This window comes from Rhodococcus sp. AD45-ID (assembly GCF_003023755.1).
Lineage (GTDB): Bacteria > Actinomycetota > Actinomycetes > Mycobacteriales > Mycobacteriaceae > Rhodococcus_F > Rhodococcus_F globerula.
Genome location: NZ_PYHL01000003.1, coordinates 795,286 through 820,382, shown reverse-complemented (window position 1 = coordinate 820,382; position 25,097 = coordinate 795,286). Strand labels below are relative to the sequence as shown.

The window sequence follows — 25,097 nt, the reverse complement described above, 5'->3', positions numbered from 1 at the left end:
GGAGCGAACAGGCATATGCGACACAGCCAGTTCACGCCCAGCAGGTTCACAGAATCAGAACCGGACGAGGTCACGCCCTCTTATCCAACGCACTCGGCCCGGCGTTACACCGAGACCAAAAGTTCTGAGATTTCTTCCCTTATGTTCACTCGCTCCGCATCCTCCACGTCGTCAGATTCCGACTCGGTAGACGCCTACCCGGCAGACTTCGAGACCGTCGAGTCCGACGTGAACAGCATCTCGACCTTCACGCCACCGGCATCTGCAGATGTCTCCTCCCCGGCTCGTCGCACCGGCGCTCACCGCATCCCCACCCCGCCCTCCGCACTCAAAGGCCGCGCCGCAGTTCTTGCAGTCGCAGCCGGCGCGGTAGTCGCAGCGGGACAGGCAGTAGTCGACAACGGCTCGGGCAATGCAGTCGGGCACTCGGACGTCGCACTTGCCGACCAGTCCTCCACCATCGGAACCACCGCACAGCCACAGGCAGCCCAGTTCGCGCCCACCGCCGCAGCGTCCTCCACCACGGCAGCCGACGCACCCCAGGTGCTCAACGTCGCCGCCCCGACCGACCTGTCGCAGTTCAGTAACCTCCTCGCCAAGGGACAGCGTTTCAGCGAAGAGCGCGCAGCCCGCGAAGCCGCTGCCCGACGCCCCCTGTTCGTCCTCCCCGCTGTCGGAACTTTCACCTCGAACTTCGGTAGCCGCTGGGGCACCCTGCATGCCGGTGTCGATATCGCAGCACCCATCGGAACGCCCATCGTCGCAGTCGCCGACGGCACCGTCATCGACTCCGGCCCGGCTTCCGGGTTCGGTATGTGGGTTCGCCTGCAGCACGCCGACGGCACCATCACCGTGTACGGACACATCGACACCTCGGTAGTGACCGTCGGCCAGCAGGTCATGGCCGGCGATCAGATCGCCACCGTCGGCAACCGCGGCTTCTCCACCGGCCCGCACCTGCACTTCGAGGTTCATCTCGCCGGCGAGAACAAGATCGATCCCCTCCCCTGGCTCGCCTCGCGCGGTATCAGCCTGGGTATCGAGCAGGACTGAGCTCACCACAACCGAAACTTTCGGCCCGCACCTTTTCTCTGGTGCGGGCCGAAAGTCTTTCCAGAGCTTCTTGCCCCTACAGCTTCACCATCGGAACACCGCCGATGAGCATCAGACGCACCTTGCCTGCGCTGCCGAAGTCGATGGTGACTGTTGCGGTCGGGCCAGTGCCCTTGGTCTCGAGGACTGTGCCCAGTCCGTACTTGTCGTGACTGACCCGATCGCCGACGGCAAGAACCAGGTTGTTGTTCCGTCCTCGCGCAGCACCGAAACTTGGTGCGGGAGAGTCGTTTCGAGAGGTGTTGCCGTACCCGCGGCCACCTTGGCCACCCTGATTGCCGTAGCCACCGCCATAACCCTGACCGCCGGCATAGCCCTGACCGCCCCCGTAACCGGGTCGACCGCTTCCGAACCCGCCGCCGGTGCCCGGGTCTTCGCGGCGCCAGTTGATCAGATCCTCGGGAATTTCGCTGATGAACCGTGATGCGGGGTTCTGAATCGGCTGACCCCACGCGGAGCGCATGATCGCACGTGTCAAATACAACCGTTGCCGCGCGCGGGTGATCCCGACGTAGGCGAGGCGTCGTTCCTCGGAGAGCTCTGCCGGATCGCCGAGGGCCCGCATGTGCGGGAATTGACCGTCTTCCCAACCGGTTACGAAGACGACGGGGAATTCGAGGCCCTTGGCGGTGTGCAGTGTCATCATGGTGACAACACCTTCGTCTGAGTCGGGCAGCTGATCTGCGTCGGCCACCAACGACACTCGTTCGAGGAACGCTGCCAGCGAACCTGGATCGGGTTCACCTTCGCGCATCGCTGCGGTTTCTTCGTCGTCCGGGTCGATCAGTCCGGCAGCATTTCGAGCATCAGAACTGAATTCTCTTGCCACACTGACAAGTTCGTTGAGGTTGTCAAGCCTGGCGCCGTCCTGAGGATCACTGCTGGCAGCCAGTTCGCCGCGGTAGCCGCTACGTTCGAGCACGGCCTCGGCCATTTCACCGATATCGCCGAGCTCGGAAGACTCACTGCCGTCGGAAGATTCGGCCGGCAATAAAGTGCGCAGCCCGTCCATCATGTCGAGGAAGGCAACGATCGCCTTCTGCGAACGCGTATTGAGCAGTGCAACCTTGCCTTCCGCCGCATCCCGCAACGCGGCAGCAAAGCTGATGTTGCGATGCTCCGAATGCACTGCGACACAGGCCTCTGCGCGGTCGCCGATTCCGCGGCGCGGTGTGTTGAGGATTCGACGCAAGCTCACCGTGTCGTCCTCGTTGGCGAGTACCCGCAGGTAAGCGACGATGTCGCGAACCTCTTTGCGCTCGTAGAACCTGACGCCGCCCACGATCTTGTACGGCACACCGAGGCGGATGAAGATTTCCTCGAGCGCACGCGACGAGTTGTTGGTGCGGTAGAACACTGCGACGTCCGAGAATTTTGCGTCACCGTTCTCGACCAGCCGGTCGATCTCGGAGGCGACAAAGGATGCTTCGTCGTGCTCGTTGTCCGCAACGTATCCGACGATCAATTCGCCTTCACCGGAATCGGTCCACAACCGCTTCTCGCGTCGCCCCGTGTTCTTGGAGATGACGGCGTTGGCAGCCGAGAGGATGTTCTGCGTCGAACGGTAGTTCTGCTCGAGCAGAATCGTGCGGGCGTCCGGGTAATCGCGTTCGAACTCCACGATGTTGCGGATGGTGGCACCGCGGAACGCGTAGATGGACTGATCGGCGTCGCCCACAACACACAGTTCAGCCGGCGCCACCGCATGGTCGGATTCGCCTGCGCCGCCGACCAATTCACGCACCAGCATGTACTGCGCATGGTTGGTGTCCTGGTATTCGTCGACGAGGACGTGACGGAAGCGCCGACGGTAGTACTCCGTGATCTGCGGGAAGTTCTGAAGCAGAGCCACAGTCTCGCCGATGAGATCGTCGAAATCGAGCGCGTTGGCCGAGCGCAGGCGCTGCTGATAAATCCCGTACACCTTCGCAACCAGGCGGGGCAGTTCCGCGGGATCCTTGTCCGCGGCCGCGACTGCTTCCTCTGGGTCGATCAACTCGTTCTTGAGGTTCGAGATGTGCGTCGCAAGCAATCTGGCCGTGAAACGCTTGGTGTCGAGCTCGAGATCCTTGGAGATCATCGTCAGGAGCCGGCGCGAATCATCCGAGTCGTAGATGGAGAAGTTGGAGTTGAGCCCAGGAAGCAACGCCGCCTGAGCGCGCAGAATGCGAACACAACTCGAGTGGAACGTCGACACCCACATACTGTTGGCCCGCGGCCCGACCAATGCCGCGACGCGCTCACGCATCTCGGCTGCAGCCTTGTTAGTGAACGTGATGGCAAGGATCTGCCCCGGAGTGGCACCGCGCTCGGCCAACAGATATGCGATGCGGCGCGTCAGCACTGCGGTTTTGCCCGAGCCTGCGCCGGCAACGATCAGCAGCGGTGAACCGGCATGGACCACGGCTTCGCGCTGCTGCGGGTTGAGACCCTCGAGAAGCTCGTCGGAACCTCGGCCACCCGGCTGGGCAGAATGACCGTGCTGGGCAGAATGACCGTGCTGGGGCCCATCGTGATCGTGCTCGAAGAGACCGCCCTGCGCGTAAAGACTGCCCTGCCCGTCAAGACCGTCTCGCCCGTCAAGACTGCCCTGCTCACCGACTGCTGGATACATGTTCATCGTCTGTCCACGCTACCGGCGTCCACCGACAAGAGTGTGAGTGCGGTGGCGGCACTTGGAACTGGGATGCCGAACATGGCAAACTGGACGCTATGTTGAGCCTGTGCAACACCGCAACCACCTGCGATTGCCGCAGTGTCGGTGCGCGGTGGCACTACTTTACGAGCGCCGGACCGCGGTGCTCGTGAAGTCTTCGAACAGCTCACCTGCCTCTGGTCCGACTCGGATCCGGGGCATTTTTCGTCAGGGCGCTGGATCGGTAACGACCCGAGCTGAGAACACGATCCACGCAGTAGAAAGAGGAGACGAATACATATGAGCACGCAGGCAACGGCACCCGAGGGAAACTCCACTCCGACCGACGTCGACGTTCCGCGCAGCGAAGCTGAGATCAACGAACTTCGTAAGGAGATCGATCGTCTCGACGCCGAGATCCTGGCAGCAATCAAGCGCCGCTCCGAGGTCTCACAGATCATCGGTCGTACCCGGATGGCATCAGGGGGGCCGCGCCTGGTTCACAGTCGTGAGATGAAGGTGCTCGAGCGTTTCAACGAGCTGGGCCAGGAAGGTCACACGCTCGCAATGCTGCTCCTGCGTCTCGGCCGCGGACGCCTGGGACACTAAGCCCCGCAGCTCGCACCGCCCTGCTCGCAGACCGGCTGATCGGAGCAGGCCAGGGTGCCGCCGAGACTCATCCAGAAGTTTCCAGACCGGGCCGTTAAAGTCGATGACTGTGAGCATTGACATCACCGGAACATCAGCCTGGCAGAAACTGCGCGCTCATCACGCCGATTTCCACGCCGTTCACCTTCGGGAACTCTTCGACGAGGATCCGGCTCGCGGAACCGAGTTGACGGTGGACGCCGGTGATCTCCACATCGACTACAGCAAGCACCGTGTCAGTCGTGAGACTCTCGACCTGCTGATCGCGCTGGCTCGAGAGGCCGGCGTCGAGGAGCGTCGCGACGCAATGTTCGCGGGTGATCACATCAACACCTCCGAGGATCGGGCGGTGCTACACACCGCACTGCGCCTCCCTGCTGATGCATCCCTCACTGTCGACGGCCAGGACGTCGTCGCCGATGTTCACGAGGTTCTGACGTCGATGGGCGCCTTTGCCGATCGTGTTCGCAGCGGCGAGTGGACCGGATTCACGGGAAAGCGCATCCGCACCATCGTCAACATCGGTATCGGCGGATCGGATCTCGGGCCGGTCATGGTGTACCGAGCACTGCGGCATTACGCCGACGCGGGCATCAGCCTCCGATTTGTCTCCAACATCGATCCCGTGGATCTGGTGGGGCAGCTGGCCGACCTGGATGCCGAGACCACCTTGTTCATCGTGGCATCAAAGACGTTCTCCACACTCGAGACCCTGACCAACGCAACGGCGGCAAAGCGCTGGCTGTTCGCCGGTCTGGGTAACGAAGACGTCGCCGCCGTCGCCAAGCATTTTGTCGCGGTGTCCACCGACGCCGAGCGAGTCTCCGCGTTCGGGATCGACACCGTAAACATGTTCGGATTCTGGGATTGGGTGGGTGGCCGCTACTCGGTCGACTCCGCCATCGGCCTCTCCGTCATGTGTGCGGTCGGCCCCGTTCGCTTTGCCGAGTTCCTCGACGGCTTCCACCAGATCGACACGCATTTCCGCACCCGACCGCTGGAGGAGAATGCGCCGGCGATTCTCGGCTTGATCGGCCTCTGGTACTCCAACTTCTTCGGTGCACAGTCCCGCGCCGTGTTGCCGTATTCCAATGACCTGTTGCGCTTTCCGGCCTACCTGCAGCAGCTGACCATGGAGTCGAACGGCAAATCCGTCCGCTCCGACGGCACCCCGGTGACAACCTCGACAGGCGAGATATTCTGGGGCGAACCAGGAACCAACGGCCAGCACGCCTTCTACCAACTACTCCATCAGGGCACCTGGTTGGTGCCTGCCGATTTCATCGGTTTTGCCGAGTCCACCGACGATCTGCCCACGGCTGACGGCACAGGTTCGATGCACGACCTCCTGATGAGTAACTTCTTTGCGCAGACCAAGGTGTTGGCGTTCGGCAAGAGCGCTGAGGAGATTGCGGCAGAGGGAACACCCCCGGAGTTGGTGCCGCACAAGGTGATGCCGGGTAACCGACCCACCAGCACCATCCTGGCCAAGGAGCTCACACCGTCGGTGGTCGGGCAGTTGATCGCACTCTACGAGCATCAGGTTTTTGTCGAAGGTGCTGTGTGGGGGCTCAATCCGTTCGATCAGTGGGGGGTCGAACTCGGCAAGACCCAAGCTTTGGAACTGGGGCCTGCACTCTCGTCGGCCGAGGCTCCGAGCGATCTCGGCGATTCCTCGACCGACGCCCTGGTGAACTGGTACCGGAAGCAGCGCGGCCGGGCCTGAGCAACTGGCTCGAACGCTCAGGCGGCGTCCGGACCGAACCAATTCTCGGTGGTGTACACACGCCCGGACTGATCCACCAATCGAGCTCGAAGTTCTTGCTGCTCAACCCATTTGATGGCGCTTATCCCCCGCACGAGCGCCGCACGGCTGGCGGCGTACGCCCACACTGCGTCGTCGGCAATCACCGACACCTGCGCCCATTCTGTTGACGGACGATCCTGGTGCGGTTGCCATGAAGGCGGTTCGGCGGCGTGCGCAGTGGCAATCGCCGTCCCGTTGGCCAGTTCGACGTCCTCGCCGCCCGGAACGGGAATCTGCCAACCACCGGCCGGAGCGTGCCCCGCAGTGGCAAGTACGTCGCCGATCCGCACCGCAACACCACATTGCAGCTCTGCCGCAACAGTTTGCGCGGCTCGATCGACGGTGTCCGCCTTTGCCACTCCCGTGATGTCGAACGAAGCTCCCCACGGCGCGTACACGACGTCGCCGTCGAGTTGCACGTCCTCGAATGTAGGGGTCGGGTGGACCGGCGGAATCGAGTCGTCCTCCGAGAAGTTGTCGGCAAGCGGGTTCACCTCACCGGCCGTCATACGGGCCGCCCACAGCGCCGAACGCAACAGTGACGACATTCGCCGGGTCACTTTCACCGGCGTCCCCTGAGCCAGATTGACGGCATGAATTTCGGCGTCGCCGCGCCCGAGATCGCACAGCGCTTCGGTGTCCTCGATGGCGGCAGCGATCAGCGCGTGTGCTGTGGGCAGTGCAGCACCCTCCGTGACATCCACTTCGATAGCGGAATCCCACATAGCCCACTTCTCGACACTGACCATGTCAGCCTGCCCTTCGTACCACGCGGCGTAACAACCAGTATGCGCCGAATCGCGGGTACGCCGCCAGAAACCGCAGGTCCTCTACGTGCCACGCCTACACTGCTGGGGTGGGAGTTCGCTTGAGTGTCGTCGACGAGATGTTTCTGTGGACCCACCGAGGTCTCGGCTTGCCGATCCTGATGCAGGGCGTATGGCGCACCGACAGCATCGTCGATCCGAGTGAGCTCGAGCAGTTGTGTGTACGGGTGGCGTCCGGGCCGCTCGGCCGACGCGTGCGCAGGCCGCGAATTCCGGGCGCCCGGCCCGAATTCATCGCCGACCCGCGTCATTACCCTCTCAGTTTTCGTTCGGAGCCCATCGCCGCCGACTCGGTGATCGAGTGGGCCGACGCTGCGGCCCTCCTCTCGGTTGACCCGGAACGAGGTCCGGGGTGGCGCATCGCCGCGACCTACGATTCAGACGGCGGAACCGTCGTCTCCGTGACGTGTTCCCATGTCCTTGCCGACGCCCGCGGATTGATCGGCGCCCTCAGCGACGCGATGCAGCGGAAACCGTCACCGCCGATCGATCGCACCGGCCACTCGGATATCACCGACGCGCGCTCGACCGTTGGCCGCGTTCTGCGCGGAACCACCCGTGCGGTGGGCGGATTGATCGTCAGTCCGGCGCGCAGAGCCGAACTCCGCGGCTTCACCGCACCGGCCGCCGCCACTCGGCGCTTCCAACGACACTCGGTAACGTCCGCGGTTCTGGAAATCGACCGGGACCAATGGGATGACGTCGCAACGTCTTCCGGAGGTACCGCCAACAGCTTGTTCCTGGCATGTGTCGGCGAGCTAGCGCGAGCCGAGAACAAAACCGCCGCAGTCACGCTCAGCGTTCCGATGAACGTGCGTACCACTGACCAGGGAGACAATTCCGTCGACAATTCGGTCGCGATGGTCGCGATCCCGTTGACCCCCTCCACCACTCTCGCGCAGATTCGCACATTGTGCCGTGACGCGTTCGAGGCTCCTCCGATGTCGAGTCCGGCAGGCTTCCCGGCCGAACTCCTGCAGGTCGTCCCGGACCGAGTCGCTCATCGACTTGCCGACGGACCTGGTCAGCGAGATGCCTTGTGCTCCAATATCGGTACGGTCGACATCGACCAGTTCGAGGGGCACCGGACTACGGGGCTTGCCCTCCGCGCGGTGCATCCTGGAGCGAGCGCCGCTCAACTGGACAACACATCAACTCGAGTCTCCGGATACCTCAGTCGCAACCACGCCACGTACACCTTGTCGCTGGTGAGCTTCGTATCGGCCGACAATCAGGCACTGCGCACGCTGGCCTGCAACACGCTCGAAAAATTCGGCATCTTCGCTCGCCCCTGGTAGCGCTCATTTCCCTCCAAGCGAACTCGCCAGTCGAGGCCTTGGCAGAGCCGAAAGGTATGCTCGCACAAGAGACTGGCCGGTAACTTAGCCAAATCAGCTGCATAAGAGCGTAAATCAGTACAAACCGCCCGGAAGGTACTGATTTAATATTCTGATAACGAACGGTCAGTTCGCGTCGCAAATCACACTGTCCACAAACGCTTTCAGAGCCGGAAAACCCAAATATCCCCAGGTAAAAGCACTCTCATTTCTAAACATCCAATTTTGAGTCGTCTACTATGTGACATCTGCTTCGCATAACTATGCAATCGCAGAAATATGCAGCACATTGTGGCGCACACGTCACAAGCGAAGGGAGGAACCGTGGAAATGGGAGGAACCGTGGCAGATTCGTTCCGAGAACGATTGAACGCCCTGTACCCCGTAACACCTCCCCGATTGACCAATGCGCAAGTTGTAGACGCACTTTCCCAACGTGGCTGCCGAATTTCCACACCGTATCTCTCGCAGCTGCGCAGTGGCGTTCGAACCAACCCGTCTGAGCAGGTAGTGCTGGCACTCGCCGACTTCTTCGGAGTCGACGCCGAGTACTTCTTTGCACCTACCCCTCGCCATGATCCGGAACTGATCCCCGATGAGGACCGTTCGGTTGCGGAAGAATTCTATGACAACGAATTACGTTCCCTCACACGTAAAGCCGTAGATCTGTCCCCCGAGTCACAGAGCCTGCTTTCCTCGATTGCCGAGAAGCTCAGGTCCTCCGAAGGCCTGCCATCCGTCCCGCCGGACTGCATTACCTACACTGCGCCACAGCCACGCGCCTGATCACCATTCGACGCGGCAGCGCTGCATCTATACCGAAAGTTGTTGCAGTACAACTGCAACTGGCATCCCCGTGAATGCCGCGACCAACGTCGAACATCCGGTGACAGTATGCGGGAAGATCTACGTTTCCCGTGGCCCCTTCGCGGGTATCCCCCACTGCCAGTAGCGCCCACCTTCGAATGGAGCGATCATGCGCAGACAGTGGTTGTTCGCGATTGTGGCCAGTGCCGCACTTGCCGCGTCCGGCTGTTCGTACGACGCCACCGACTCCGGCACCGATGCGGACAACGTCACCGTGATGCCGACATCGTTGTCGCCGCCGGCCGCAGCCGACGCGGTGCTACTGAAGACTGCCGACTCTCCACTGGGAACAATTGCCGTCGACGGCGAAGGTATGACCGTCTACATCTACGACCCGGACGAGGAGCACCCGACCGGGGATTCGTGCGACGAGAGCTGCCTCCGGCATTGGCCTGCCGTCACGTCTGTCACCGATTCTCCGGTGACCGAGGGGATCAACGCGGCGCTCGGTACCGTACCGGGACCTGACGGTTCGTTCCAGGTGACGGTCAACGGCAAGCCGGTCTACCGATACTTGGACGATGAAGTGCCCGGCGACATGTTGGGGCAGGCCGTCGGTAGTCTGTGGTTCATGATCGACGAATTCGGGAATCCCGTCTTCACCACGGAGTAGTCGGATCCCGCGACAGTTCGCTCAGTTGTACGGTTGCCGTGCGGTTTCCGGGTCGCCGAATGTGATTGCGCGTTCCCGGCGCGTTTTCGACGCAAGGGTGACGCCCCAGTTCAGTGCCGTGCTGACGCGGTTGCGGAAACCCGCGAGGAACGCGATGTGAATGACTCCCCAGGACACCCAGCCGATGAAGCCCGACATCCGGATCGGTCCGGCCTGCAGGAGTGCGTGGCGACGCGAAATGTAGGCGGCAGTACCGAGATCGCGGTACTTGAAGGGCTTTCCGTTCGGTCGACCGTTTTCGACGCGGGCAGCGATCTGCGCCCCCGCGTAGCGTCCACCCTGCATAGCCACTTCGGCGACACCGGGCAACTTGTCCCGGGACATGATGTCGCCGACGACCCAGATGTTCGGGTGGCCTGGCACGGTCAGGTCGGCCTCGACGTCGATGCGGCCGCCGCCGACCTGCTTGACGCCGAGCGCCGTGGCGAGCGCTTCGACAAACGGCACGGCTTCGACACCGGCGGTCCACAGAATGGTGCGGGTCTCGTAGCGCTGCTTCGCTTTTGTCTTCTTGTCGGTGGTCTCGATCTCGGTTTCACCGACGTCGGTGACATGCACGCCGAGATGCGTTTCGACGCCGATCTTCGCGAGAGTGCGTGCGGCAGCTGCGGACAGCGATCTGTTGAACGACGGCAACACTCGATCGTCACCGTGGAAGAGGAGCACTCGCGCCTCGTCCGGGTCGATGGACCTGAATTCGTTGGTGAGCGCGTGCATCGCCAATTCGCGTATCTGCCCCGCGATCTCGACCCCGGTCGGTCCGCCGCCGGCAACGGCGAACGTCAACCACGGACGCCGTTCCTCGGCAGTGGGGAGAGATTCGGCCATTTCGAACGCGGCAATGAGACTGCGGCGGATGGCCAGCGCGTCGTCCAGCGTTTTCATTCCGGGCGCCCATTTGATGAAGTCGTCCTGGCCGTGGTACGACTGCCGCATGCCGGCCGCCACGATCAGATAGTCGTACGGTAGGTCGAATGTCGAACCGTCGAATCTGCTTGCGGTCAGCAGCCGAGCTTCGGCATCGAGGGATTTTGCTTCGCCCAGCACTACATTCGTATTCTTCTGGTCTTCCAGAAGGTGCCGAAGTGGGCTGGCGATCTGGCCTTCGGAGAGGAGCCCGGTTGCACACTGGTAGAGCAACGGCTGAAACACGTGACTGGTTCCGCGATCGATCAGAACTACTTCGACGTCGGCTTTCTTCAACTTCTTGGCTGCGTAGAGGCCGCCGAATCCGCCGCCGACAATGACAACGCGCGGCTTGCCGTTCGACTTGTGGATACTCATCAGACGAACCTCGCCGTCACCGAGTTGGGCAGAAACCGCAGTGCAGCATCGATTCCCTGCCATTTCAGTCCGGGAAGCGCCGCTCGTGTCACTTCCTTTTCGATGGCCGCAACCATCGCATCGACGCCCTCGTCGAGCTCAGCCATCAAGGAAGAATCGTCGCCGGCACTCGCCGACATGTCCGTCTTGATGAAACCTGGCAGCAGGGTGGTTACTCGAATTGGCGTGCGCGCCAATTCGATACTGAGAGCCTCACCGAGCGCGGCCACCCCGGCTTTGCTCGCTGAATATGCGGCTTTGGTGCCGGGAAGTCCACGATCTGCACTGATCGAGGACACCAGTACAAGGTGTCCGGCGTTCTGCGTGCGGAAGATCTCGAGCGCGGCCTCGCACTGTGACAGTGCGCCTACGAAGTTCGTCTGCGCTGTCGCAAGATTCGCGTATGCCTTGCCGGTACCGATCTTGGCGCCCTTACCCAGACCGGCATTGACGATCACCCGATCGAGCCCACCGAGTTGGTCGCGAAGTTCGCCGAACACTCGGACAACGGAATCATGTTCTGTGACATCGAGCCCTGCCACCGCAACTGTGATCCTTGGATGCTCGGCGAGCAATTGCTTCCGGAGAGCGTCGAGCCGCTCGGTTCTCCTGGCGCATAGAGCCAGATCGCGTCCCTGCGCTGCGAACCTTCGTGCCATTTCTTCGCCGAGACCCGAACTTGCGCCGGTGATCAGAATCTTCTGCCGCGTCATGGCTGTCACTGTAACCACCACTGCGTCGATACACCGGACTGTCAGTCGACAAACCGGTTACCCTGCACATCACCACCCGATCGGCATACCGTAGAGCGATGACCGAAGAATTCGATGTCATAGTCATCGGCGGCGGACCGGCGGGCGAGAACGCCGCGGCCTACGCAATAGCCGGAAGCACCCGCACCGCTGCCATCGTGGAGCACCAACTTGTCGGTGGTGAATGCTCGTACTGGGCGTGTATGCCGAGTAAGGCGCTGCTGAGGCCAGGGCAGGTGCTCGACGACGCGGGCGCGTTGCCAGGTGTATCCGCCGCGCCGCCGGACATCGACGCGATCTTGGCCAGACGTGACTCCTTCACCCACAACCACGACGATTCCTCGCAGGTCGAGTGGGCCGAGTCCGCCGGTATCGACGTGATCAAAGGCCACGGCGTTCTGGACGGCGAGCGGACCGTTGTTGTCGACGGCACCCGCACGCTCTTCGCCCGCCAGGCCGTCGTACTTGCCACCGGAACCACCGCGTCGGTCCCGGACACACCCGGACTGCGGGCTGCGCTCCCTTGGACGTCACGCGACGCCACCAATCTCCACGAAGTTCCGCGGCGTGTTGCCGTCATCGGCGGCGGCGTCGTCGCATCGGAGTGCGCAACGTGGTTGTTGTCATTCGGCGCCGAGGTGACGTTGCTGGTACGCGGCAACGCAGTGCTGAAATCTGCCGAACCGTTTGCCGGAGACATGGTTGCGCGTCATCTCACCGCACGGGGAGCCGACGTGCGTTTCGGGACTACCGTCCATTCCGTATCGCGCCCCGATGCCCGGGATACGGGCGAGGGGAACATTCACGGTGGGCCAGTCGCCATCGACACCTCATCCGGTGTGATCGAGGTAGACGAACTGATTGTTGCCGCAGGCCGTGCGCCGACGTCGGCGCAGTTGGGGTTGTCGTCCGTCGGTTTGACCGATGGTGCGTACGTTCCGACGGACGATCACCTGTGTGCACAGGGCGAATGGCTTTATGCCGTCGGCGATATCAACGGCCGGTCACCGCTGACCCATATGGGTAAGTACCAGGCCCGAGTGTGCGGCGATGTGATCGCCGCACGAGCAGCGGGACGCGCGCTGGTCGACCCACGGTTCATCGCCTCCGCTGACAGCGGCCGTGTTCCACAGGTGGTATTCACCTCGCCCGAAGCAGCGTGGGTGGGGCGCACCGAAAAGCAGGCCAGGGCAGACGGTATCGACGTCGAGGTCGTGGAGATCGACATTGCCGTCGCGGGATCCTCGCTGCTCCGTGACAATTACGAAGGCCGCGCGAAACTGGTGATCGACCGTGGTGCCGACGTAATCGTCGGGGCAACCTTCGTCGGTCCGGATGTCTCGGAATTGCTCCACGCAGCAACAATTGCCGTCGTCGGTGCGGTCCCGCTCGACACGTTATGGCATGCGGTGCCGTCGTATCCGACGGTCAGCGAAGTATGGCTCAGGTTGTTGGAGGCACGGCGGTAATCGGGGGCAGAAGTTACGTATAGTCGCGACTATGGCGGCAGACGCACCGACGAATCCAGGTCTACTCGTACGCACAGCTGACGGAACATTGCGCGGCACGCGGGTGGGCAAACTCCGTGCGTGGCGAGGCATTCCTTACGCGCGTCCCCCGGTCGGAGCTTTGCGGCTGCAAGCGCCACGACCAGTGCGGCCTTGGCGAGGTGAGCGGAACGCGTCGGCATTCGGCGATGCGTCGGTCCAGAACAAGAAGGGCTTGGCGCTGGCTCCCGGGAAGTATCAGCCCAGCAGCGAAGACTGCCTCACACTCAATGTTCTTGCCCCCGAATACCCCAGCCGCGAGCCCCTTCCGGTAATGGTGTTCATCCACGGGGGCGCCAATACCATTGGCACCTCGGCGACGGGCATCTATTCCGGGCGCTCGCTCGTCACCCGCGGCAACATCGTGTACGTATCGATCAATTACCGACTGGGCGCTCTGGGTTTCTTGGATTTCACCGAATTCTCCACTCCTCGGCATCATTTCGACGCCAACCTCGGGCTTCGTGATCAAGTGGCCGCATTGCAATGGGTGCAGCGGAACATTGCAGCATTCGGCGGCGACCCCGATCGAGTGACGGTCTTCGGCGAATCGGCCGGCGGCACTGCCGTCACCACTCTGCTGGCGACGCCGGCGGCCAAAGGATTGTTCGCGGCCGCCATAGCGGAGAGCCCAGCACCGGATCTTGTTGCCAACCAGTCACTCTCACGCGAATGGGGTCGACGGTTCATCGACATTCTGGGCTCCGACGCCACCCCGGACCAGGCTCTGCGTCTTACGTCGGCTCGTGAATTGGGCCGCGCCGGAGCCCGCCTGGGAGCCGAAGCTCTTGCTGCTACACCAGGGCTCCATCCGTTCGGGCCCAGTGTCGACGGAGATTTTCTTCCCCACCCGCCGGTGGAGGCGTGCAGTCGCGGCCTGGCACATCGGGTTCCGCTGATCATCGGCACCAACAAGCGTGAGGGCACGCTCTTCCCGAAGTTCCTCGACGGGCTCCCGACAACACCCGCGCGAATCGAGAGGATGTTCGCCCTCACCGATCCCGCAGCCGGAAATCGAATCCTTGCAACATATCCGGGATACCCGAGCACTGACACTGCAATCGACATCGGCGGCGACGTGACTTTCTGGCATCCGTCGGTGGAGTTGGCGCAGGCACACGCGCAGTACGCACCCACGTACGCCTACCGCTTCGACTTTGCGCCACCACTGATGCGATGGGTCGGTCTCGACGCCACTCACGGTTTCGAAATGTTTGCGGTATTCGGTATCGGTGACAGCGCCGTCGGCCGTGGCCTCACAGTTCCTGGTGGCAGGCGAGGCCTCAGCGCCGTCACCGAGGCGATGCAGGGACATTGGCTGCACTTCGCACAGCATGCGGAACCTCGAAGTGACTGGCCGAGTTACGCCGCGCAGCGTCACACGATGATCTTCGACGCGATCTCTCGCGTGGACACCGATCCGCGCGCCGAGCAACGACGCGCCTGGTCCGGATATGCGGGCTACCGCAACTACGCACCGAATCAGGTTTCTTCGTGACCGACAACCTTGACGTAGTACTCGATTCGGGAAAGATCCGGGGCCGCTACCTCGAGACCCGCACTGGTCGACTCCGCACCTGGCGCGGCATTCCCTACGCTGCTCCGCCGATCGGGTCGGCGCGGTTTCTCGCACCGCAACCAGTTGCCGCGTGGGCGGGAACCCGCTCGGCCACCGAGTTCGATTCACCGGCACCACAGCGTAAGAGCACCGAAAACGAGTCGTGTCTGTTCGTGAATGTTCTTGCGCCCGAGTCGGCCCGTGTTACCCCACGTCCCGTGATGGTGTTCATTCACGGCGGCGCGTACAACGGCGGAAATCCGTCAACGCCGATGTACTGGGGAACGTCGTTGGTGGAACGTGGCGATGTCATCTACGTCTCCGTCCAGTACCGCCTCGGCGCGCTCGGCTACCTCGATTTCAGTGAATTCTCCACTGCGGAGCACTCATTCGACTCGAATATCGGGCTACGTGACCAAATTGCGGCACTCGAATGGGTCCAGCGAAACGCCGCGGCGTTCGGCGGTGACCCTGACAACGTCACAATCTTCGGTGAATCCTCCGGCGCAAATGCCGTCACCACTGTGATGACAACACCGTCTACGCGAGGGTTGTTTGCCCGCGCCATCGCTCAAAGCCCGCCGGCAGCTTCGGCATACGGAAAAGAACGCGCGCACGGGTGGGCACGCGAATTCCTCGACATTGCCGGAGCCCCGACCAAGACACCCGCGGCCTGGCTACGAAATGTACCGGTTCGCCGGCTCGTCGAGGTCGGCGACGAACTTGTGCGTCGCGGCGCTGACGAGGAACCTGGTACCCGTGCTTTCGCGCCTGTTGTGGGCGACGACGTCCTCCCCGAACATCCGCTGGACGTCTTTGCCGCCGGAAAATCTCATCCCGTTCCACTGATGCTCGGGTCAAATCTCCACGAGGGCAGAATCTTTCCACGTTTCCTCAACATTCTTCCCACCGATCCCGCCCGCATCGAGAAAATGTTCTCGCACGTTTCGGCCGACGTGAAGGCCCGCGCACTCGCCGCCTATCCGACGTATCCGCACCGCTACGCCGCCGCAGACATCGGCGGCGACATCACATTCTGGGAACCGATGGTCCTGTGCGCACAAGGACATTGCGACGTGGCCCCCACGTACAGCTACCGCTACGATTTTGCGCCGCGCATCCTCACCCTGGTCGGACTGGGCGCCACCCACGCCACAGAACTGTTTGCCGTGTTCGGGCGATCGGACGCCCTCACCGGTGCGCTGACCGCGATCGGTGGGCGTCGGTCCCTGGCGACGGTCACCGAAGCGATGCAAGAACATTGGATCAACTTCGCGAGAACCGGTAGCCCGGGTACCGAGTGGCCCGTGTACACGAGCGCCCAGCGGAGAACCATGATTTTCGACCGCATCAGCCGAGTGGAGAGCGATCCACTCGGCGACCGTCGACGAGCCTGGATCGGATACGAGCACCGACGCTGACAACAGGGCAAGATGTACACACACCAAGAACGAAGGGGTTCCCCATGTCCGAGCGTTCACGCACCATCGCCGTCACCGGCGCCACTGGCCATATCGGCGGGGAGGTCGCTCGCATCCTCACCGAGTCCGGTATGCCGCTGAGGCTGATCGCGCGTTCGATCAGCCGACTCCCCCAGTTACCCGGTACGGAGAGCGCTGAGGCCACCTTCTCCGATCACGATCGCGCCGCCGCGGCCCTGCACGGCATCGACATCTTGTTCATGGTCTCGGCAGCAGAGAGTGCCGACCGTCTCGATCAGCACCGCACCTTCATCGACGCTGCCGTCTCCGCAGGCGTGCGCCACATCGTCTACACCTCGTACCTCGGCGCAGCACCGGACGCCACCTTCACGTTGGCCCGCGATCACTGGGCCACTGAGCAACATATCCGTTCCACCGCAATGTCTTTCACCTTTCTTCGCGACAGCGCTTACCTCGACTTCCTTCCCGCTATGGCCGGCGCTGACGGTGTCATCCGGGGCCCGGCCGGCAATGGCGCGGTCGGCGCGGTTGCTCGATCGGACATCGCCCGCGTCGCCGCGTCGGTACTGACCGATCCCGACGCGCATGTCGGCCGAACCTACGACCTCACCGGTCGGGAAGCGCTCACCCTCGCCGAGGTGGCAGCGATCATCACCGACGTCACCGGGCGTGAGACGGTTTACCACGAAGAAACCGTCGAGGAGGCCTATGCATCCCGCGCGTCGTACAACGCACCGGACTGGGAAGTTGACGCCTGGGTGTCCACCTACACCGCCATCGCAAACGGAGAACTCGCTGTCATCAGCACTGCGGTGGAAGACATCACCGGACGCCCCCCGTTGACGCTGCGCGAACTCCTCACCAGTGATCTCGGCAATGATCTCAACACTGACGAAACCGGTACCGACGCCTGATGCCACCCCGCAAGCGAACTGCAACAACACGTAAGCCAGCCACCCGAAAGACAGCTACACGAAAGACGCCCACACGAAAGACAGCCATAACTCCGGACGTTCCCACCGCAGGCCCGGGTGAACGTGTCTGGCTCCTCGACGTCCCGTTCCGGACTGCGGCGCCGGGCGCACAGTTCGTGAAGAAATGGAAGAGCTATGCCTGGGTGGGCAGCGAACTTCCTACCGAACTACTGCCGTTCAAAGCACTCCCCTTCTCCTACCAGCAGTGGGTCGAGGACGACATCAATGGCGGCGCCGGAGAACGTCCGACGTCGGCCCCTAAAATACCGAGACCTGTTCAGGTTTCGGGGGCCGCTGCGGTAGTCGACGCCGCCCGCGCCGGCCGACGCGGTTTCTTGTTGGCCGACAACGCAGGTCTGGGCAAGACACTCATTGCGATCATGGCGGCCAAGACAATTGCCGAAGAACGTGGCGAGTCCAGCATCCTGGTCCTCGTCGACCGACCCGCTCAGATCACCATCCCGCATTGGCGGTACTCCATCGCTTCCGTCGGCGACGGCGGATTCCGTTGGCTGATCATGTCTCCCGATCAACTGAAGAAGCTCATTGCCCGCAACGGCCGCCCCAAGTACACATTCGGGGTTGTCATTGCCGACGAAGCCCAGCTGTACAGCAACGACACTCAGCGCACAGCGGCGTTCGAGAAGGTTGCCCGCTTCCCCAACAGTCACGATCAGTCGCCATTTGTCCTGTCGGTGACCGCAACGCCTGGTCACACTCCTGCCGATCAGCGTTATCTCGCACCACTTTTCGCGCAGCTACACGACGAGCCGTCGGAGTACTGGTCGGACTTAGGCGCCAGGCTACTCGAATCCGGCCTCCCACTGGATAAGTCGTACGGCAAGTGGACGTGGAGCGCCGAAGCCAAGGAATCACCGACTCTACAGGCGAGCGCTCTGGAAACCGTCCGAGGATGGTTGTCGAACAGTAAGCCTCCGTTGATGATTCATCGCCGAACTCCGTGGGGGCCGGTCCCACTCGACGGTATGCCTATCGACCTCACGCCCTCTCAACGCGCGCAGTACGAGACGGAGTGGGCCGAGTACGCGTACGAAATGGGATTGGCACGTAAAAGCCGCAACATTGCTCGCGGCCGCGCGCTGGTTCTGCGATACCGGCAGAAGGCCGGCATGATCCGCGCCGAATCCACCGCTCAGTGGGCGCAGGCTCAGGTCAAGGCAGGAAAGCAGGTGCTGGTGGCCGTCGAATTCGTGTCAACAGCGGGCGATCCGCTGGTCGAGATGATCGAAGACTCGGGGATTTCCGTTGCCAAGATTTTTGGCGCGGTCACCGACAAGGAGCACCAACGCCTTCGCTTCCAACGCGGCGAGGCGCCCGTTGTCGTTTTCAACGTCACGACGTCCATCTCACTGCATGCCAACGAGGCATTGCCGGACGGCACTCACGCGTCACCGCTGCCTCGCACCGGGATCTTCCATCAACCCCGGTACTCCGGTATTGCCGCCGAGCAGACTTTTGGTCGATCACACCGCGACTACCAAACGTGCCCGTGGCTCATCCCTTTTGGCGTCGGCACCAAGGAAGAGGATGTTGCAACAACGATGTTGCGTAATCTTCAGTCGGTAACCGGTTTGAAGGGTGGAGACCAGTCGGGCCTTCGCAGTCTCGCCGAACTCCTCGGCGTTGAATGGCTCGAGCCTGATGTCCTTACTGCCGAGCGCTAGACGCACTCGGTGCCGTTGATGCAACCCTTGATGTCCGCCCCGTCCGCGGGGCACCATCGAGACATGACCAAATACCTCATCTCCTTCCCGAGCGAAGCGCTGGTGCTCACCGACGAGGAGTTCCCGATCGTCTCCGCCGAATCCCACGCTGTGATCGAGGAGGCGAAGGCTGCCGGCGTCTACGTATTCGGCGGCGGAATCGACGGGGAAGTCGATCCCGTGCTGGTATCCGCCGACGGGTCGGTGAGCACCGAGATCTATCCGGGCAGCGAACTCACGGGCGGGTTCACCGTGCTGGAGCTGCCGACGCGCGAGGACGCGGTCGAGTGGGCGAGGAAAATCGCAGTGGCCTGCCGTTGCTCGCAGGAGCTCCGCGAGTTCGGGTACGACCCGGCCAGCTAGAGCCTCCGGCCCTGTGCGCCTTTCTGGTAGTGGGCGCTACCGGAAAGGCGCACAGGGTCATCCAACCGCCGGTCGACCATCCACACCGCTACCGTGGCGACGGAGAATGCCAGGCCGGCGACGCACACGCCGGACCATCCGTACCCGTTCCAGACAACAGATCCCACGGCCGACCCGACGGCAGCGCCGACGAAGTAAGTCGTCATGTAGACGGAATTGACGCGCGACCGCGCCTCCGGGACGAGTGCGTAGATGATGTTCTGGTTGCTGACATGCACTCCTTGCAGCGCAAGATCGGCGAGCAGGAAGGCGATCAGGAACCACACGAGGTGGGTGCCACCCACGGCAAAAGGCAACCAGCACAACAGAAGGACGGCCAGGGCGCCACCGGTGGCAAGTTGGGCCTTGCCACGATCAGCCAACCGCCCGGCGACAGTGGCCATCGACGCTCCCGCCACGCCGAGTAATCCCACCAGGCCGATCTGCGTGTCGTTGTACCCGAATTCGCCGGCCAGGAGAAATGCCATGGTGGTGAAGACCGTGCTGACCGCAGCAAAGGCGAGCCCGCCCATGGCGGCGCGAGTACGCAACCGCGGCAGGGTTTTTGCCAGGCTCCCGAGCGAACGCAGGGTCGCGAGGTAGCTGACCTTCGGCCGTGGGCCGGCGTCCGTGGGCAGGGATCGCCACAGGGCAACAGCCATGATCACCATCAACACCGCCGCCACCTTGTACACCGTCGACCATCCGCCCAGTCCGGAAAGCAGTCCGGCAACGCTGCGTGCCAACAGAATTCCGATCAGCAGGCCACTCATGATCGTGCCGACCACCTGGCCGGACCGCTGCGGTTCGGCGAGCGATGCGGCAAACGGAATGAGAACCTGCGCGGCAACCGAAAAGACACCGGCAACAGCGATTCCCACGGCCAGGGTGGCGAAGTTCGGAGCAAATCCACTGATCGCTTGACCGAGTGCTGCCAGAAGCATCAGACCAACCGTCAGCTTGCGTCGGTCGACCATGTCACCTACCGGCACCAGAAGCACCAAACCGAGCGCGTACGACACCTGGGCGATAGTCACCGTGGCAGCCGCCGTTGACGGCGACACATTCAAATGTTCCGCGATGGAATCGAGAAGCGGCTGGTTGAAGTAGTTGCCACCCGCGCACAGACCCGTTGCTGCCGCCATGAGCAGCACTATCGGTAGTCCAAGCCGTGGACGCGTGTCGTGAGAAATCATTGCTCAAGCATGAACCGCCATCCGATTGCAGTCCAATAGATAGATCTGCAGAATCAATCCTCAAAACAGATAGATTGGTGTCATGGAACTTCGGCACATCCGCTACGCACTCGCTGTTGCGGAGGACAGGCACTTCAGTCGAGCGGCACTTCGACTCCACGTGTCACAGTCGGCGTTGAGCACTCAGATACGGGATCTCGAACGCGAGCTCGGTGTCGAACTCTTCCAAAGAAACAGCCGCAATGTCGGGCTGACCGAGTCGGGCGAAGTGTTCGTCTCCCGAGCCCGAGACGTACTCGGTGCCGTGTCGCGACTGGTCAGCGACGTTTCGGGAAGCAACGTCGAGCAGGTTCGACTCACTGTCGGCGTCATTTCCTCAGCGGGCCGCGTCGACGTCGGACAGGCACTGGCAGCTCTGACGCAGCGCCACCCCGGCATCGATGTGACGGTGCGCCCCTACGGCAGCGAGGTAGTGATCGACGGCGTTCGATCGGGGGCTATCGACGTAGGAATTGTCGGCTTGGCGCCTGGGCGACTACCCAAGACGTTCTCGGCCACCCCGTTGTGGAGCGAGTCGACTGCCGCGTTTGTGCCGGACGGTCACCCTTTCAGCACACTGCCGTCCATCCGACTCGACGATCTGCGAGACGTCCCGCTCGTGGACTTCGCGTCGGGCAGCGAGGCCCGGGTCCAAACCGATCAGGCATTTGCGGAATCGCGGGTTCCACGGGGACGCACGTACGAAGCGAATTCCGTCGACCTCATCTGTTCCCTGACAGTCAACGGCCTGGGCGTCGGCTTGCTGCCGGAGTCGATGAGCGCCCCGCATCCCGAATTGGTCTGTGTGCCGATCGCCGATGCTCCGCACCGGGTGGTCCATGCCATTACCGACCCGGCCCACTCATCGTCACTGGCCCGGGAGTTCGTCACACTCCTCTCCGATCAGTTCACTACTTGAGCAGTCGCGACATTCGCCTGTCTGCCAATGGTTTTCCGCCGGTCTGGCAGGTTGCGCAGTACTGGAAGGAACGCTCGGCAAAAGACACTTCGCGCACCACATCACCACACACGGGGCAGGGCAAACCGGTGCGGGCGTGGACCCGCATTCCCGATCGCTTCTCACCCTTCAGCCGTGCCGCGTCCTGCCCAACCGATCGCTCGACGGCATCGGCCAGCACGGTTCGCATGGCGTCGTACAGCGTTGTTATCTGTTCTGCGGTAAGACGAGAAGACGTCGCGAACGGGGAAAGCCGTGCCGTGTGCAGGATTTCGTCGGAGTAGGCATTCCCGACGCCGGCGAGGAGAGACTGGTCGACTATCGCATTCTTGATCCGGGCGGAGGTACCACCAAGTATCTCGGCAAATTCCGCTTCGGTGACGGCCATGGCGTCGGGTCCAAGACGAGCGATCCCCGGCACCTCCAGCGGGTCCGCCACTATCCACACTGCCAGGCGTTTTTTCGTGCCGGCTTCGGTGAGATCGCAAGCAGGAGTGAGCCCCTCCGGCGTGAAGAAATGAACTCGAAGCGCCAACGGACCTTTGCCAGGTTTTGGTGGCGTCAACGACGGATTGTCCTGCCAACGCATCCATCCCGCACGCGACAGATGGGTGATGAGCCAGAGCCCATCGCAGTCCAGCCCAAGATGTTTACCGAATCTGGCTGCGCCCGTCACGTCTCGGCCCTGCAATGCAGCAATCGGCGGATCGAAGGTCTTGAGCACGCTCAATGCGGCAATGTCGATGCGGCCGACTACAGCGCCCACTGCGTGTTCGCGGAGAAATCCCGCCAGCGCTTCTACCTCGGGCAGTTCAGGCATGGCATCACCCTAGCGCCGAACACCGACAAACTCACTGCAGATTTCGCAGTACGACGACGGCGTGTTCCTGTCGTGCTTTTGCTGTGTACATGGCTTGATCCGCGCTTCGGAGGAGTGTTCCGTAGACGGCAATCGCACGATCCGGGGATCCGAACGGACCGGCCGCTGCGACAATTCCGACGCTCAACTCGACAACAGGATGCTCGGGACCGGTGACGGTTATGTTTCGCAGGGACTCTGCGAGACTGTCGATTTCCTGATCGTCGCACCGATCCACGAGGACGAACTCGTCACCGCCAATGCGCGCGATCAACGCAGACGGACCGGCGGACTGTGTCAGTCTCGCGGCAACCTTCTCGATCACAACATCACCGACGTCGTGCCCGTACTCGTCGTTGATCGTCTTGAATCGATTGATATCCACCGCTGCGACAACCAAATTGGTGGAACTCTCGAATGGCCGATGCAACATCAATCCGACCTCGTCGGCCAACCCTCGTCTGTTCAAGAGTCCGCTCAGCGGGTCATGTTGCGCTTTCAAGGCATCGGTTCCGAGAATCGAGAACACGAACTGACACGCAAACGGGATCGCGTAGATGGCCGCGCCGACCAACAGGACCATGGCGATCAACGACGGAACATCGGTGTACTTTTCGATATAGGCGATGCGCGCGACAACTCCGATAACCACGACGGACGCCCACAACAGATGCAGAGTCTGCATGCGCGCGTTGTGGAAGAAGGCGATGTATCCGCCGATCACGGAGAACATCACACTGTGCGCCAATGCTGCTAGCGGATTCGAGTACAGCACCAGCGCTGCGGCAATCCCAATTTCCGAATAAATCACGAACACGTAGGACCAGGATCGCTCCAACCTGCCTCTGGTCGCGAGAATCGCGGCCATCAGCGCCGTCAGGACGATGATCACGAGGTTGGCGGTGCGCTCCCCGTGAGTAGTGGGACCCGCAGGACTGAATCTGGTCAAGAACATCACGACGATTACCAGAAGCAACGAGCTGACAACCAATGTTCTCGATGCGCCGGTCAGCCCTTTGTCTGCGAGATAACGTGTGAAGGACTCGAATTGGTCAGGGCGTCGATACCAGTCGACGAGCAGAGGCGCGACTCGGTGCAACGCGGCAGACGAAAACGGCCGTTCGGTAGCTTTGCTACCCGAATGTCCGTCATCGACCGCTGCACCCACCCGAACAGGATAAGCCTGCACGACCTTCCGCTATCCGACAATCATCACAATTGCGTGTGGGTGACGATGACCCGGTCACCCCCGGACGCCTTTGCCTGATACATCGCAGCGTCAGCGAGTCGGAACAATCCCGCGAGTTCCACTTCCGAGACATAGCTGGACGTCGAAGTCGACGGAATTGCGATTCCGATGCTGGTCGTGACCACCGGAACGTTGTCGGGCAACCGCATGTGCCGACGCAGATTCTCCTCGAGTTCGAGTTCGGCGCGCTTGCCGATCATGTCGACCAACACGAACTCGTCACCGCCGAATCTCGAGAACAGAGCGTGATTACTTCCACATCGACGTAGCCTCACCGCGAACTCGCGAAGGACAATATCGCCCTGTTCGTGTCCGTACGAATCGTTGACAGTCTTGAAATTGTCGACATCGACGATCACCACGACACAAGACAATCCGCGGGAGTTCGCTTCGGTGACCCCCCATTCTTCGACCGACCGCTGTAGTCCGCGCCGGTTCAGCAGGCCGGTCAGCGGATCCACATCCGAACTCTCGGCGTCCGAACCCAGGATCGACAGCACGAACTGGCAGGCAAATGGAATGACCACGATGCTCGTGGCGACAACCAACGACAACGCGATCGCCAACGCCGGATCCTCGTAAACGGCCACCTGACGAGCGACAAGCACCAGAACCACACCGGACAGAACCATGTGCGCGGCCTGTAGTCGCGCATTGTGAAAATACGCGATATAGCCGCCCACCAAAACGAAGACGATGCATTGGATCAAACCGATAAACGGATCGCGGTTCAGAAATACACCGATCACTACGCCGAGCTCCGCGTACGCGACAAACAGGTACGACCACTTACGGGTCAGTGCCGGCAGCAGACTGAACAGCACAATCATCGCGACGGTCCCGGCGATGATCCCCGCGTTGATGACACTCGTGACTTGGTTGTGGACGCCCGCTTCGCTGAAACGCAGCAACAACATGGCAACCGCCACCGACACACACGACGCGATCACGATCAGGCGCACCGCCACCTCCAGCCCCTTGGACGCGAGGTATCGGGTGAAACTGTCGAACTGATCCGGCCGTCGAAACCACTGCACCAGAAGAGCGATTGCCGACCGCAGTGCTGACTGATCGCGTTCGCGCGGGGCAGGCAGGATCTCATGCGACCGATCCGCCCCGAACGATGTCATGGGCAAATCATAGGGTGCCGGTCCGCCGACAGTTGCA

General features: G+C 62.1%; 21 protein-coding genes. 13 read left to right on the top strand and 8 right to left on the bottom strand.

Going from position 1 to position 25,097, the window contains the following annotated elements; all coding sequences use genetic code 11:
- The first annotated feature begins 15 nt into the window (after nucleotides 1–15).
- Nucleotides 16–1,053 carry a M23 family metallopeptidase gene (locus C7T36_RS27975; RefSeq protein WP_033234205.1) on the top strand — a complete coding sequence of 346 codons (1,038 nt, stop codon included), beginning with the start codon at nucleotides 16–18 and terminating at the stop codon, nucleotides 1,051–1,053.
- A gap of 76 nt (nucleotides 1,054–1,129) precedes the next feature.
- On the opposite strand, the gene pcrA is transcribed toward C7T36_RS27975, so the two are convergent.
- A complete protein-coding gene (pcrA, locus tag C7T36_RS27970; protein WP_239654777.1) occupies nucleotides 1,130–3,733 on the bottom strand; it encodes a DNA helicase PcrA in 2,604 nt (867 codons plus the stop codon).
- A gap of 315 nt (nucleotides 3,734–4,048) precedes the next feature.
- Here pcrA and C7T36_RS27965 point away from each other — a divergent pair, with 315 nt between their 5' ends.
- On the top strand, nucleotides 4,049–4,357 hold the full coding sequence (locus C7T36_RS27965) for a chorismate mutase (protein WP_033234204.1): 309 nt from the start codon (nucleotides 4,049–4,051) through the stop codon (nucleotides 4,355–4,357).
- 109 nt (nucleotides 4,358–4,466) lie between these two features.
- Entirely contained in the window at nucleotides 4,467–6,122 is a 1,656-nt protein-coding gene (gene pgi, locus C7T36_RS27960) for a glucose-6-phosphate isomerase (protein WP_181317513.1), read from the top strand.
- A gap of 17 nt (nucleotides 6,123–6,139) precedes the next feature.
- On the opposite strand, the gene C7T36_RS27955 is transcribed toward pgi, so the two are convergent.
- The gene (locus C7T36_RS27955; RefSeq protein WP_045069192.1) at nucleotides 6,140–6,952 is read right to left on the bottom strand and encodes an FAD:protein FMN transferase; all 813 of its coding nucleotides are present in this window, start codon (nucleotides 6,950–6,952) and stop codon (nucleotides 6,140–6,142) included.
- Between the two features lie 107 nt (nucleotides 6,953–7,059).
- Here C7T36_RS27955 and C7T36_RS27950 point away from each other — a divergent pair, with 107 nt between their 5' ends.
- The 3 genes from C7T36_RS27950 (at nucleotide 7,060) to C7T36_RS27940 (ending at nucleotide 9,847) form a co-directional block, all read left to right on the top strand.
- Nucleotides 7,060–8,328 carry a hypothetical protein gene (locus C7T36_RS27950; RefSeq protein WP_239654776.1) on the top strand — a complete coding sequence of 423 codons (1,269 nt, stop codon included), beginning with the start codon at nucleotides 7,060–7,062 and terminating at the stop codon, nucleotides 8,326–8,328.
- Between the two features lie 381 nt (nucleotides 8,329–8,709).
- Entirely contained in the window at nucleotides 8,710–9,153 is a 444-nt protein-coding gene (locus tag C7T36_RS27945; protein WP_033234389.1) for a helix-turn-helix domain-containing protein, read from the top strand.
- Nucleotides 9,154–9,343: 190 nt separating this feature from the next.
- A complete protein-coding gene (locus C7T36_RS27940; protein WP_033234201.1) occupies nucleotides 9,344–9,847 on the top strand; it encodes a lipoprotein in 504 nt (167 codons plus the stop codon).
- Nucleotides 9,848–9,868: 21 nt separating this feature from the next.
- Here the strand turns inward: C7T36_RS27940 and C7T36_RS27935 are convergent, their stop codons facing one another.
- Nucleotides 9,869–11,191 (bottom strand): NAD(P)/FAD-dependent oxidoreductase, encoded by a 1,323-nt coding sequence (locus C7T36_RS27935; RefSeq protein WP_033234200.1) that lies wholly within the window; start codon nucleotides 11,189–11,191, stop codon nucleotides 9,869–9,871.
- Nucleotides 11,191–11,943 (bottom strand): SDR family oxidoreductase, encoded by a 753-nt coding sequence (locus C7T36_RS27930; protein ID WP_045069189.1) that lies wholly within the window; start codon nucleotides 11,941–11,943, stop codon nucleotides 11,191–11,193. The genes C7T36_RS27935 and C7T36_RS27930 overlap by 1 nt, the downstream gene beginning before the upstream one ends.
- A gap of 98 nt (nucleotides 11,944–12,041) precedes the next feature.
- Here C7T36_RS27930 and C7T36_RS27925 point away from each other — a divergent pair, with 98 nt between their 5' ends.
- The 6 genes from C7T36_RS27925 (at nucleotide 12,042) to C7T36_RS27900 (ending at nucleotide 19,590) form a co-directional block, all read left to right on the top strand.
- Nucleotides 12,042–13,451, top strand: coding sequence for an NAD(P)/FAD-dependent oxidoreductase (locus C7T36_RS27925; protein WP_045069187.1), 1,410 nt, complete (start codon nucleotides 12,042–12,044; stop codon nucleotides 13,449–13,451).
- 31 nt (nucleotides 13,452–13,482) lie between these two features.
- Nucleotides 13,483–15,027 carry a carboxylesterase/lipase family protein gene (locus C7T36_RS27920; protein ID WP_045069184.1) on the top strand — a complete coding sequence of 515 codons (1,545 nt, stop codon included), beginning with the start codon at nucleotides 13,483–13,485 and terminating at the stop codon, nucleotides 15,025–15,027.
- Nucleotides 15,024–16,508, top strand: a complete 1,485-nt coding sequence (locus C7T36_RS27915) for a carboxylesterase/lipase family protein (RefSeq protein WP_045069181.1) — start codon at nucleotides 15,024–15,026, stop codon at nucleotides 16,506–16,508. Before C7T36_RS27920 ends, C7T36_RS27915 begins: the two co-directional genes overlap by 4 nt.
- Before the next feature lie 44 nt (nucleotides 16,509–16,552).
- Entirely contained in the window at nucleotides 16,553–17,443 is an 891-nt protein-coding gene (locus C7T36_RS27910) for an SDR family oxidoreductase (protein WP_045069178.1), read from the top strand.
- Nucleotides 17,443–19,188 (top strand): DEAD/DEAH box helicase family protein, encoded by a 1,746-nt coding sequence (locus tag C7T36_RS27905; RefSeq protein WP_045069176.1) that lies wholly within the window; start codon nucleotides 17,443–17,445, stop codon nucleotides 19,186–19,188. The genes C7T36_RS27910 and C7T36_RS27905 overlap by 1 nt, the downstream gene beginning before the upstream one ends.
- A 63-nt stretch (nucleotides 19,189–19,251) precedes the next feature.
- Nucleotides 19,252–19,590, top strand: a complete 339-nt coding sequence (locus tag C7T36_RS27900) for a YciI family protein (RefSeq protein ID WP_033234195.1) — start codon at nucleotides 19,252–19,254, stop codon at nucleotides 19,588–19,590.
- Here C7T36_RS27900 and C7T36_RS27895 read toward each other — a convergent pair.
- Nucleotides 19,587–20,825, bottom strand: a complete 1,239-nt coding sequence (locus tag C7T36_RS27895) for an MFS transporter (RefSeq protein WP_045069173.1) — start codon at nucleotides 20,823–20,825, stop codon at nucleotides 19,587–19,589. The two genes, C7T36_RS27900 and C7T36_RS27895, sit on opposite strands and share 4 nt — an antisense overlap.
- An 82-nt stretch (nucleotides 20,826–20,907) precedes the next feature.
- On the opposite strand from C7T36_RS27895, the gene C7T36_RS27890 reads away from it, so the two are divergent.
- Nucleotides 20,908–21,783, top strand: a complete 876-nt coding sequence (locus tag C7T36_RS27890; protein WP_045069171.1) for a LysR family transcriptional regulator — start codon at nucleotides 20,908–20,910, stop codon at nucleotides 21,781–21,783.
- On the opposite strand, the gene C7T36_RS27885 is transcribed toward C7T36_RS27890, so the two are convergent.
- The 3 genes from C7T36_RS27885 to C7T36_RS27875 are packed head-to-tail and all read right to left on the bottom strand — an operon-like array spanning nucleotide 21,776 to nucleotide 25,060.
- The gene (locus C7T36_RS27885) at nucleotides 21,776–22,642 is read right to left on the bottom strand and encodes an Fpg/Nei family DNA glycosylase (RefSeq protein ID WP_045069169.1); all 867 of its coding nucleotides are present in this window, start codon (nucleotides 22,640–22,642) and stop codon (nucleotides 21,776–21,778) included. The two genes, C7T36_RS27890 and C7T36_RS27885, sit on opposite strands and share 8 nt — an antisense overlap.
- A gap of 31 nt (nucleotides 22,643–22,673) precedes the next feature.
- Entirely contained in the window at nucleotides 22,674–23,849 is a 1,176-nt protein-coding gene (locus tag C7T36_RS27880) for a diguanylate cyclase (protein ID WP_033234193.1), read from the bottom strand.
- 44 nt (nucleotides 23,850–23,893) lie between these two features.
- The gene (locus tag C7T36_RS27875) at nucleotides 23,894–25,060 is read right to left on the bottom strand and encodes a diguanylate cyclase (protein WP_052683593.1); all 1,167 of its coding nucleotides are present in this window, start codon (nucleotides 25,058–25,060) and stop codon (nucleotides 23,894–23,896) included.
- Nucleotides 25,061–25,097: the final 37 nt, after the last annotated feature.

Excerpts from the sequence above, each read along its gene's own strand:
- C7T36_RS27890 (WP_045069171.1), top strand. The coding sequence starts at position 20,908 with ATGGAACTTCGGCACATCCGCTACGCACTCGCTGTTGCGGAGGACAGG.
- C7T36_RS27925 (WP_045069187.1), top strand. The coding sequence starts at position 12,042 with ATGACCGAAGAATTCGATGTCATAGTCATCGGCGGCGGACCGGCGGGC.
- C7T36_RS27920 (WP_045069184.1), top strand. The coding sequence starts at position 13,483 with ATGGCGGCAGACGCACCGACGAATCCAGGTCTACTCGTACGCACAGCT.
- C7T36_RS27895 (WP_045069173.1), bottom strand. The coding sequence starts at position 20,825 with ATGATTTCTCACGACACGCGTCCACGGCTTGGACTACCGATAGTGCTG.
- C7T36_RS27930 (WP_045069189.1), bottom strand. The coding sequence starts at position 11,943 with ATGACGCGGCAGAAGATTCTGATCACCGGCGCAAGTTCGGGTCTCGGC.
- C7T36_RS27975 (WP_033234205.1), top strand. The coding sequence starts at position 16 with ATGCGACACAGCCAGTTCACGCCCAGCAGGTTCACAGAATCAGAACCG.
- C7T36_RS27935 (WP_033234200.1), bottom strand. The coding sequence starts at position 11,191 with ATGAGTATCCACAAGTCGAACGGCAAGCCGCGCGTTGTCATTGTCGGC.
- C7T36_RS27910 (WP_045069178.1), top strand. The coding sequence starts at position 16,553 with ATGTCCGAGCGTTCACGCACCATCGCCGTCACCGGCGCCACTGGCCAT.
- C7T36_RS27900 (WP_033234195.1), top strand. The coding sequence starts at position 19,252 with ATGACCAAATACCTCATCTCCTTCCCGAGCGAAGCGCTGGTGCTCACC.
- C7T36_RS27955 (WP_045069192.1), bottom strand. The coding sequence starts at position 6,952 with ATGGTCAGTGTCGAGAAGTGGGCTATGTGGGATTCCGCTATCGAAGTG.
- C7T36_RS27875 (WP_052683593.1), bottom strand. The coding sequence starts at position 25,060 with ATGACATCGTTCGGGGCGGATCGGTCGCATGAGATCCTGCCTGCCCCG.
- C7T36_RS27885 (WP_045069169.1), bottom strand. The coding sequence starts at position 22,642 with ATGCCTGAACTGCCCGAGGTAGAAGCGCTGGCGGGATTTCTCCGCGAA.
- C7T36_RS27940 (WP_033234201.1), top strand. The coding sequence starts at position 9,344 with ATGCGCAGACAGTGGTTGTTCGCGATTGTGGCCAGTGCCGCACTTGCC.
- C7T36_RS27905 (WP_045069176.1), top strand. The coding sequence starts at position 17,443 with ATGCCACCCCGCAAGCGAACTGCAACAACACGTAAGCCAGCCACCCGA.
- C7T36_RS27965 (WP_033234204.1), top strand. The coding sequence starts at position 4,049 with ATGAGCACGCAGGCAACGGCACCCGAGGGAAACTCCACTCCGACCGAC.
- pcrA (WP_239654777.1), bottom strand. The coding sequence starts at position 3,733 with ATGAACATGTATCCAGCAGTCGGTGAGCAGGGCAGTCTTGACGGGCGA.